Annotated in this window: 1 protein-coding gene; it reads right to left on the reverse strand. The window is 72.4% G+C overall.

Annotation, left to right across the window (positions count from 1 at the left end):
• Nucleotides 1–1,567 (reverse strand): condensation domain-containing protein (locus VK98_RS22560; protein WP_048416168.1); only part of this gene is annotated, 1,567 nt, incomplete at both ends.

Consider the following 1,567-nt stretch of genomic DNA (forward strand, 5'->3'; position numbering starts at 1 on the left):
CCAGATGGGCGAGCGGCAGGTCCGACGGCGTCAGGCCGCCCGACTGTGGCGACAGGCAATGCGCCAGCACCGCTTCCAGCTCGGCGCGGAAACTCTCGGCCAGCGCCGCGACCGCGCCCTGCTCTTGCCGCGCCGCGTTGTACAGCCAGTCCACCCGCAGCCGGCCCTCGTGCACCTGCGCCACCACGTCCAGCGCGTAGCGTCGCGCCATCCCCGCCGAGCGCGTCCCGCCCGGCGGCTCGCCCAGCCATGTCGCGCGCGGCTCGCCGCCCTCGTCCAGACGCCATTGGCCCAGGTAGTTGAAACACACCGTGCGCGCATGGCCGCCCAACTCCGATCCACGGCCGCCGTAGCGCAGCGCGTGGTAAGCGATGCCGCCGTCCGGCGCCCCGCGCATCCTCTCCTTCACCGACTTCAGCTCGCGCGACAGCTCGCCGCTTTGCGGCAGCCGCAACGGATACAGGCTGGTGAACCAGCCCACGGTGCGCGACACGTCCACGTCCGCCAGCCCGTCCCGGCCATGGCCTTCCAGGTCCAGCACGCATTCCTCGGCGCCCGTCCATCGGCGCAAGGCGCGCGCCAGCGCCGCCACCAGCAATTCCTCCGGACGCATCCGATAGGCCTCGCCCGCTTGCCGCAGCCAGCGTTCCGTCGTCTCCGCGTCCCACTGCAGCGACACGCGCGACTCCGCCGCCACCGTGTCCTCGCCCGCGCCGACGCCGGGCAGGGACATCCCCGGCGCGTCCATCTCCCGCCAGTAGCGCAGCGTCGATTCCGGCAGGGTCTCCGCCCACTCCCACAGCCGCCGCGACCAGGCCTGATACGACATGGTCTTGGCCGGCCATGCCGCCGCCTCGCCCCGGCTCAGCGCCGCGTAGGCCCGCCACAGGTCTTCCAGCAGAATCCGCCACGACACCCCGTCCACCGAGACGTGATGCGCCAGCCACAGCAAGCGCCAGCCCGCGTCCAACCGATACAGCCGCGCCGCCCACAGGCTGGCGCCGTCCAGACGCAGACCGGCCTGCAGTTCCGCCGCGTCGCGCTCCAGCGCGGCCTCGGCATCGGCCAGGCCGCGCAAATCCACGGCCTTCACCTCCACCGGCGCGCCGGCGCCGCTTTCCTGAATCCAGCGCTCGCCGTCCCGCCGCCAGCCTATCCGCAGCGCGTCGTGGCGTTGCGCCACCGCCTGCAGCGCGGCGATCAGCGCCTCGGGATCGACGACGCCGTCCAGGCCCAGATAAGCCCCCTGGCTGAACTGCTCCCAGTCCGTCCCCGGCCAGTCCAGATACCAGGCCTGAATCGGACCCGGCCTCACTTCGCCTTCCACCTCGCCCTGCTCCGCCTGAGCGCCGACGTCTTCCGCCGCGCCGCTCTCCGCCGCCAGTTCCGCTATCGTCGGATGGCGGAACACCTGTTGCGGGCTGATGCGCAAGCCCCGTTCCGCCGCCCGCGACGCCATCTGGATGCTCAGGATGGAATCGCCGCCCAGCGCGAAGAAGTTGTCCCTAACCCCGACGCGCTCCAGCCCCAGCAGCCCTTGCCAGATCTCCACCAGCGCCGCCTCGGC

The sequence above is a fragment of the Chromobacterium sp. LK11 genome (assembly GCF_001043705.1).
Lineage (GTDB): Bacteria > Pseudomonadota > Gammaproteobacteria > Burkholderiales > Chromobacteriaceae > Chromobacterium > Chromobacterium alkanivorans.